The sequence below is a fragment of the Mesorhizobium sp. M1307 genome, assembly GCF_040318155.1.
Classification (GTDB): domain Bacteria; phylum Pseudomonadota; class Alphaproteobacteria; order Rhizobiales; family Rhizobiaceae; genus Mesorhizobium.
In genome coordinates this window covers 1-7,942 of record NZ_JAMYLR010000082.1, presented here as the reverse complement: position 1 = coordinate 7,942, position 7,942 = coordinate 1, and the positions used below count along the sequence as shown (strand labels likewise).

Below are 7,942 nucleotides of genomic sequence, written 5' to 3'. Positions count from 1 at the left end.
GGGCATGGGAAGCCTTGATGCGCTTTCGTGCGGCTTGCTCCAGTGCCGCCTGCTGATCGAGAGTGTCCATCATAATTCCTCCATGTAGAGGTAGATGAGATGCGGTGCAGTCGTCGGCGGCGCAACGGCCGCGACTGATGAATCCGATGCGGCGTTCGACGTTGCGGAAACAAGCGGCACGCGCGCTGGTAACATCGTCTACAACAGACATTGATATGCTTTCCATAAGAATTGGATCATCGATACCTGTTTGAATTCGACGTGCTTCTTTGACTTTCCTATTTAACCTCGATTTTCGGCTAATAACAAGGTCAGTACACGTTAAAAAAATGTTGGATTTTTATTAACGGTTCATTTCTATTCAAGAATTGTTTCGGTCACATTCACAATTCTAACTGCTTTGGAATTTCACGATGATGGTCGTCGCTGGACATTTCGGGTACCACATCAGCCATAGCGTCACAGTCACTACGGTTTTGACGACCGCAGTTAGGCTGCAGCCCATGCGCCTTCCAGATGCGACGTACAGCACTTGCCCTGACGCCGGCCGCTTGCGCCATCATGTCTGTGGTGCAGTGGGTCGTCTCGCCCGGCGGGTCCTGCAACGTGAGCGCCACCACGCGCTCGGCGACTTCGGCCCGAGAGCGCAATGCGCGGGGGCTGCATCTTGTCGCGCAACAGCTCCTCGAAGCATTCGGCGGCGAAGCGTCCCTGCCAGCGCCACACGCAGGTCTTGGACTTGCCGGTCTGCCGCATGATGTCGGCGTGCCTACGCCATCGTCGCTCAACAGAGTGATCTCGGCGCGCCAGACTTGCTTCTGCGGCACATTGCATCCTGATCAGGGCCTCAGACGCTGGCGATCAAGCGACGAAACGTTGAGGATATTCCCGTGCGCATGCGCCAGACCCGCATGCGCACCCTGCGAGAGGGAATCCCAAGCCGGACTCCTGTAAGGCGAGAACCACTAAGAGGCCGTTTGAAAATCGGCTTACTGGGGTTTCGTCTGAGGCTGGGTTATGATTCAAGCTGTGGATGTGGACAAAGCAGAGCCGTGGTCGGATGGCCCAGATCGCCAAGAAGACCAAGCGCTACCCGTCTGATTTGACGGGTGAGGAGTGGGAGCAGTTCGCGCCGCTGATGCCCAAGCCTGGGCGGCGTGGCCGTCCGCGCGAGGTTGATTTTCGCGAGGTGATCAATGCGGTGCGCTACCTGGTCCGTTCGGGTTGCGGCTGGCGGATGCTGCCGATCCACTTTGGACCCTGGCAGACGGTCTATGGCTGGTTTCGAGAGCTGGCGCGGCGATTTTTGTTCCAGACCATCCACGACGTGGCGCTGATGCTGGATCGTGAGCGGGCCGGGCGCGAGGCGAGCCCGTCGGCGGCGGTGATCGATAGCCAGTCGGTCAAGGCTCCGCAAGCAAGAACAAGGGGTTACGACGCCGGCAAGAAGATCGTCGGACGCAAGCGCCATATCGCAGTCGATACGGATGGGCGGCTGTTGATGGTCAACTTGACGCCGGCCGATATCTCCGACAGCGCCGCGCTCAGGCGATCTTGGATGGTATCCGCCAGCGCTGGCCCTGGGTGAAGCATCTGTTCGCCGACGGCGCCTATGATCGGCTAATGCTCATGGACAAGGCCGCCTATCTGGACTTCGTGGTCGAGGTCATCCGCCGATCCGATGACCAGAAGGGCTTCGAAGTCTTGCCCTGACGCTGGGTCGTCGAGGGACAAGATGGCGCCGCCTCGTGCGCGACTACGAGCAGCGCATCGACGTCTCTCACGCAATGATCCGCGTCGCAATGGGCGCAAACCTCATCCGCCGAAACGCTCATCCTTGAAGTTCAAAACGGACTCTAAGAGGCCTCCGTCTACAATGCGGGCCAAGAACGGGCCCATGAAAGTCGGCATCGATCCAGCACGCGAACGGGAGCGCGCCAGAAAGGCTCTTCGTAGTCAACTTGACCGTGCAAATGGATGGTCACGAATGGCTACAGGGAATTGTTCGCCGGCCGGACAATCGCGCTGTCCGCTCCGTTACACCTTTGAAGCAAGGGAACACCTGAAGCCGCAAACCGAACCGCGAACCGGCGCACTATTGCCGCCGGCGTTCCTTCTTCCTCAAGCCGAGACCGAACTGGAATGACTTGATGGCATTGCGTCTCGGTCCCAGGCGAGGAATGCCCGTAGGCCCTACCACCAGTGTTGACCAGTGAAATATAAAGAAGAGAAATATCACGCGGATATGTATACATAACAAGGCACGATGATATGGAAGCCTACAGCTTGAGACAACGGTGACGAAGATGCTCTCGCGCTCAGTGCGCATATGCCAAGTGTGGAGCCCGGCCATTTGGCCTAATGCAAAGTCTCAGGCGTGTGTTGACTAGAGTGCCGCCGGCAAGAGTTTTGCATTGCATGATGTTCCTCAACTAGAATTGGCCTCGACCCAGACGGATGACAGACGCTGAAGCTTCATCGAAATAAATTCAATCGGGAGGCTATTTTTTTGCGCCGGCGAACCGCCACCGTTCATGCTAGCCAATTGCAGCCTGGCTCTGGGTCAATGAGGGCTGTCTTCGAAGTCGACCGAAAGAGGTTTTTCAAGTATGAATAGCAGCATGCCCAAAACTCCACACACATTATCGCCTGTTCCTAGCGTTATGTCCGGCGTACTTCTTGTTGGGCACGGCGGTTATGACAAACTCAAATTCAGTGACAGGATCCCCGTGCCGAAGCCGGGGCCGGGCGAAGTGCTGATCAGAGTCGCTGCTGCCGGCATCAACAACACCGATATTAACACGCGCATCGGCTGGTACTCGAAAAGGGTGCGAACCGCTACAGCAGATGTCAGATCAGTAGGCTTCATGTCTTCCGCAGATAAGGATGATGCCGGCTGGACTGGGGGGGCGTTGTCATTCCCCCGCATTCAGGGTGCTGATTGCTGCGGCTACATCGTTGAAGTCGGCGCTGATGTTGACCCTAGACGGATCGGTGAACGAGTGATCGTTCGCAATTTGCTCCGCACTTATGTCGGCTACCGGCCATGGGAATGCTGGACGTTCGGCTCGGAGTGCGATGGGGCTTTTGCGCAATACGCTAAGGCTCCGTCCCGTGAAACGTTCAAGGTGAATTGCGGTTGGAGCGACGTCGAACTAGCGACTGTGCCATGCGCCTACTCAACGGCCGAAGGTATGCTATATCGAGCAGATGTTAAGGCCCGCGAAAATGTTCTAATAACTGGAGCGTCCGGCGGAGTCGGCTCCGCGGCCGTTCAGCTAGCCAAACGGCGCGGCGCCAAAATCACAGCAATAGCGAGCCCGACAAAGGCAGAGCAGGTTCGTTGCCTGGGAGCAGACCGCGTGGTTTCACGCGGCGAGAGCTTGATCAAAAACCTAGGGACGGAGTCGGTCGATGTCGTTATCGATGTTGCGGCAGGTCCCTCGTTTCCCGAGTTGCTGGAAGTTCTGAAGCGTGGTGGGCGCTATGCAGTGGCCGGTGCGATCGCGGGACCTGTCGTCGAGCTCGATGTTCGCACCCTTTATCTCAAGGATCTAACCTTTCTTGGATGCACATTCCAAGAGGACGTCGTATTCGAAAATCTGGTCTCATACGTAGAGCGTGGCGAGATCCGACCAAATGTCGGAAAAACCTATCCGCTCGAGAATATCACGGAGGCTCAACAAGATTTTCTCTCAAAGAATGTCTGCGGCAAATTGGTTCTGGTCCCTCCGAATTGAGAGGCAGAGATGACTGAACTAAAGATTGCAAAGATCGACGTTTTCCAGATTTGACGTCCCATATTCCGGAGGCGTGTATCGGCTTTCTGGCGGTCGCGAGTATCGGAGCTTCGAGCCACGATAGTTCTGATCACAACGCAGGACGGTGTGAACCATGGGACGAAAGCACGCCTTGGGGGTATACCTATATCGCGTTGCATGCGCTCGGCGTTGCTCATGACCTGAGACCCTATCTCCTCCGGTTTGAGTGAGAGTCCTGTGTTTCAGTGCTCCGATACCCATTCTCTGGACCGCCGGAAGGTAGAGTTTCCCGGCTTTCTCACGACGGCGGGCTGGCGGCGCCATCCGGATTAAGCAACGAGATCGGGGGCTTGTGCCCAATCGCTCCATGTGGGCGCACCTCGTTGTAGTATCCGCGCCAATGCTCCAACTTTTCGGCGGGGTCGGCAAGGGTCAGGAACCAGGGGGCGTTCAGGCACTCCGCCCTGAAGCGGCCGTTGAAGGCTTCGATGTAGGCGTTGTCGGTGGGCTTTCCCGGCCTGCTGAAGTCGAGCGTCACGCCTTTCGCGTAGGCCCATAGGTCGAGGTCGCGGGAGACGAACTCGGAGCCTTGGTCGACGCGAATCGTCTTCGGATAGCGGATCTCCGGACAGACCTGTTCCAGTGCCCTGACCACATCCTCCGCCCGATAGCTGAAGCGCGGGTCGAGCACAGGCACATAGCGGGAGAACGTGTCGACGACCGTCAGCACACGGATCTTCTTGCCCGTCGCGAGCTGTCAGATTGGCGGCCCAGCAGAAACGGCTGTAGAGGGTAGCCGTCGGGGTGGCTAGATTTACTCGTCCGACAAAACCTGCAGCGTCACATGTCTAGCAGTTGAAAAAGGCCCTCGCCACCGGACCGCAGCAATGATTCACTGGCTCCGAAGGGATTCGGAGGTGGCGAGTGCGCGGCGGCGACGATCGAACTGGCGAACTTTTTTCAGCTACGTGGACCTTGAGGTCCGGGTTCGGCGCAATCATCCATTGCGGGCGATCAGGACGATCGTGACTGAAGCCCTGTCGAGGCTGGAGCGTGAGTTCGCGGCGCTATATTCGCCGATCGGACGGCCATCTATCCCGCCGGAGAAGCTGCTGCGGGCGATGCTTTTGCAGGCGTTCTATTCGATCCGCTCGGAGCGGCTTTTGATGGAACGGTTGGAATACGACCTCCTGTTCCGCTGGTTCGTCGGCATCGGCGTCGACGACGCAGCCTGGGACCATTCGGTGTTCTCCAAAAACCGTGACCGGCTGCTGGAGGGCGATATCGCGGCGAAGTTCCTGGCGGCCGTGCTGGCGCAACCCAAAGTCAAGAAGCTCCTGTCCACGGATCACTTCTCGGTCGACGGCACGCTGATCGAGGCCTAGGCTTCGATGAAGAGCGTCAAGCCAAAGGGCGGCCCAAGCGGCGGTCATGGCGAACCGCCGGCAGACGGCGGCGGACGCAATGCGGAAGCGGACTTCCACGGCGAGAGGCGATCGAACGAGACGCACACCTCGACTACCGACCCCGACGCCAGGCTCTACCGCAAAGGGCGGGGCAAGGAGGCCAGGTTGTGCTTCATGCGACATGGGTTGATGGAGAACCGCCACGGCCTGCTGGTGGAAGCCTGTCTGACGCTGGCCGACGGACATGCCGAGCGGGTGGCGGCCCTGCACATGATCGAACCTCGTGCCGACCGGCCGCGGGCGATCACGCTCGGTGCCGACAAGGCCTATGACGCAGAGGACTTCGTCAACGAGTTGCGCTCGATGAAGGTGACACCCCACGTAGCGCAGAACACGAACGGCCGTCGTTCGGCGATCGATCGCCGCACCACGCGCCACGGTGGCTATGCCGTCAGCCAGCGCATCAGAAAGCGTATCGAAGAGGCGTTCGGCTGGATCAAAACCGTCGCTGGGCAGGAGAAGACCAAATTGCGCGGCCGCGACCGCGTTGGGTGGGCCTTCACCTTCGCGGCCGCCGCCTACGATCTGGTGCGGCTGCCCAAGCTCTTGGCGGCGTCGAAATGACCGTGCCCGCAGGCTGCCAACTGATCGGCCTGTCGGCCGAATTGAGAAACTGACCCCCTGACGAAATGAAGAACTGACCCCTCGGTTGTGAGAGGAGGCATGGATGACGGTTGAGATTTCGGCGATTCCTGCATTGTCGAGAACGATGCGGGGGGAGGAGATGCTTCAGGCTGAAGAAGTGGCAGCGATGCTGCGGCTGCATGAGCTTGGCTGGGGAGCGAAGCGACTTGCGAAGGAATTCGGATGCGCGCGCAACACGGTGCGTCGGTATCTGCGCGAGGGCGGGACTTTTCCGTTTCGCAAGCCTGTGCGGCGGACCGCGTTTGACGGGCTGGACGATTGGCTGCGGGAGCGCTTCTTCCGCCATGGCGGCAACGCCGATGTGGTGCGCCAGGAACTGGAGAGCGAACATGGGATCGTTATAGGGCTTCGGTCGGTGGAGCTTCGGGTGCAGGGTTGGCGTCGGGAGTTGAGGGCGCAGAAGCGCGCGACGGTTCGGTTTGAGACGGCGCCGGGACATCAGATGCAGATCGACTTTGGCGACACGCGGGCGTGGGTCGGCGGCGAGCGTGTTCGGGTGCACCTGTTTGTAGCAACGCTGGGTTACTCGCGTCGGCTGCATATCCGTCCCTCGCTTCGGGAGCGCCAGGCGGACTGGTTCGAGGGGATGGAAGGAGCCTTCCTTCGCTTCGGCGGGGTTCCAACGGAAGTACTGTTCGACAATCCGAAGGCGCTGGTCGAACATCACGATGCGACGACGCGGGAGGTGCGGTTCAATGTGAGGCTGCACACCTTTGCCCGCTACTGGGGATTTACGCCGCGGGCTTGTGCGCCCTACCGGGCGCGTACCAAGGGGAAGGACGAACGCGGGGTCGGCTATGTCAAGCGCAATGCGATTGCCGGCCGCCGGTTCGAGAACTGGGCGGCGTTCGAGGCGCATCTGGACCGGTGGACACGCGAGATTGCTGATCAGCGTGTGCATGGCACGACCGGCGTGGCTCCTGCGGAGCGCTTTGCCGAAGAAGCCATGGCGCTTCGCCCTCTGGGCGGACGGGCACCCTTTGGGCAGCTGCGCGATCTCGTGCGCAAGGTCCAGGCGGACTGCGCAATCGACCTGGACACGAACAGTTACTCGGTTCCCTGGCGGCTGATCGGGGAGAGCGTCCAAGTCGTGGTGCTGGGCGGCCGCGTTATCGTGCGTCATGCGGGCGAGGTGGTGGCGGATCATGCCTTGTGCCGCGGGCGTCGCCAACGGATTGTCGAGCGGGCGCATCTTGCCGGCGTGGTCGGCGCTGCTGCGCCGGTGCGATCGGCGCCGGCGGAGATCGTTGCGCCTTCCGCTCTGTTGCGGCCGCTGGCCGAATATGAGGCACTGGTGGGAGGCAGCTGGTGATGACGACGGTCGATCACGAGATGCTGGTGGCTCAGCTCGACCGGCTGAAGCTGACCGCGATCCGGGATCAGCTCGATACGCTGCTGGACGAAGCGGCGCGTTCGCAAATGACCTTGCGCGAGGCTTTGGCCTTCCTGGTGACGCGCGAGATCGCGCGGCGCGACGAGCGGCGCATCTCCATGGCAGGCAAGATCGCGCAGTTCCCGTTTGTGCGCGAACTCGATGGCTTCGACTTCGACGCGCAGCCGTCGCTGGATCAGCGCCAAGTCCGGGAGCTGGCGACCTGCCGCTGGATTGCCCATGGCGACACGGTCCTGTTCCTTGGACCTCCGGGTACGGGCAAGACACATCTGGCGGTGGCTCTCGGGCGCGAGGCGATCCGGCAGAACCATAGCGTCCAGTTCGTCACGGCGGCCACGCTGGTGGCGATGCTGGCCAAGGCCCACGACGACGGTTCACTCGAAAAGCAGCTGACGACCCTGTCGCGGCCGAAACTGTTGATCATCGACGAGCTCGGCTATCTCCCGTTCGAAGCCAACGCCGCGCATCTGTTCTTCCAGCTGGTGTCGCGGCGTTATGAGCGGGGATCGATCCTGATCACCTCCAACCGCTCGGTGGGCGAATGGGGCAGCGTGTTTGGCGATCCCGTGGTCGCGACCGCGATCCTTGATCGCCTGCTTCATCATTCGACAGTGATCACCATCCGCGGTGACAGCTACCGGCTTCGCGAAAAGCGTCGTTCCGGCCTATTGCAGAAG

The 7,942-nt window shown here is 60.1% G+C and carries 4 protein-coding genes and 4 pseudogenes; 5 read left to right on the top strand and 3 right to left on the bottom strand.

Annotated elements, in window-relative coordinates; translation table 11 throughout:
• Together NKH16_RS34265 and NKH16_RS34260 are read right to left on the bottom strand one after the other, a co-directional pair.
• On the bottom strand, nt 1-211 hold a 211-nt coding region (locus NKH16_RS34265; RefSeq protein ID WP_352903856.1), incomplete at its 3' end, for a hypothetical protein.
• Nucleotides 212-488: 277 nt separating this feature from the next.
• Nucleotides 489-898, bottom strand: a pseudogene (locus NKH16_RS34260) (transposase); the annotation flags it as partial.
• Between the two features lie 135 nt (nt 899-1,033).
• Here NKH16_RS34260 and NKH16_RS34255 point away from each other — a divergent pair.
• Both NKH16_RS34255 and NKH16_RS34250 read left to right on the top strand, forming a co-directional pair.
• Nucleotides 1,034-1,841: pseudogene (locus NKH16_RS34255) on the top strand (IS5 family transposase).
• Between the two features lie 780 nt (nt 1,842-2,621).
• Nucleotides 2,622-3,740 carry an alcohol dehydrogenase family protein gene (locus NKH16_RS34250; RefSeq protein ID WP_352903854.1) on the top strand — a complete coding sequence of 373 codons (1,119 nt, stop codon included), beginning with the start codon at nt 2,622-2,624 and terminating at the stop codon, nt 3,738-3,740.
• Nucleotides 3,741-4,059: 319 nt separating this feature from the next.
• On the opposite strand, the pseudogene NKH16_RS34245 reads toward NKH16_RS34250, so the two are convergent.
• A pseudogene (locus tag NKH16_RS34245) lies at nt 4,060-4,518 on the bottom strand (integrase core domain-containing protein); the annotation flags it as partial.
• A 167-nt stretch (nt 4,519-4,685) separates the two neighbouring features.
• Here NKH16_RS34245 and NKH16_RS34240 point away from each other — a divergent pair.
• From NKH16_RS34240 to istB, 3 genes and pseudogenes are all read left to right on the top strand, one after another.
• A pseudogene (locus NKH16_RS34240) lies at nt 4,686-5,791 on the top strand (IS5 family transposase).
• Nucleotides 5,792-5,894: 103 nt separating this feature from the next.
• Nucleotides 5,895-7,184, top strand: coding sequence for an IS21 family transposase (gene istA, locus NKH16_RS34235; protein WP_352903852.1), 1,290 nt, complete (start codon nt 5,895-5,897; stop codon nt 7,182-7,184).
• Nucleotides 7,184-7,942 (top strand): IS21-like element helper ATPase IstB (gene istB / locus NKH16_RS34230; RefSeq protein ID WP_352903857.1); only part of this gene is annotated, 759 nt, incomplete at its 3' end. The genes istA and istB, both read left to right, overlap by 1 nt.

Bases quoted from the DNA above. Each gene is read 5' to 3' on its own strand.
- NKH16_RS34250 (WP_352903854.1), top strand. From the start codon at position 2,622: ATGCCCAAAACTCCACACACATTATCGCCTGTTCCTAGCGTTATGTCC.
- istA (WP_352903852.1), top strand. From the start codon at position 5,895: ATGACGGTTGAGATTTCGGCGATTCCTGCATTGTCGAGAACGATGCGG.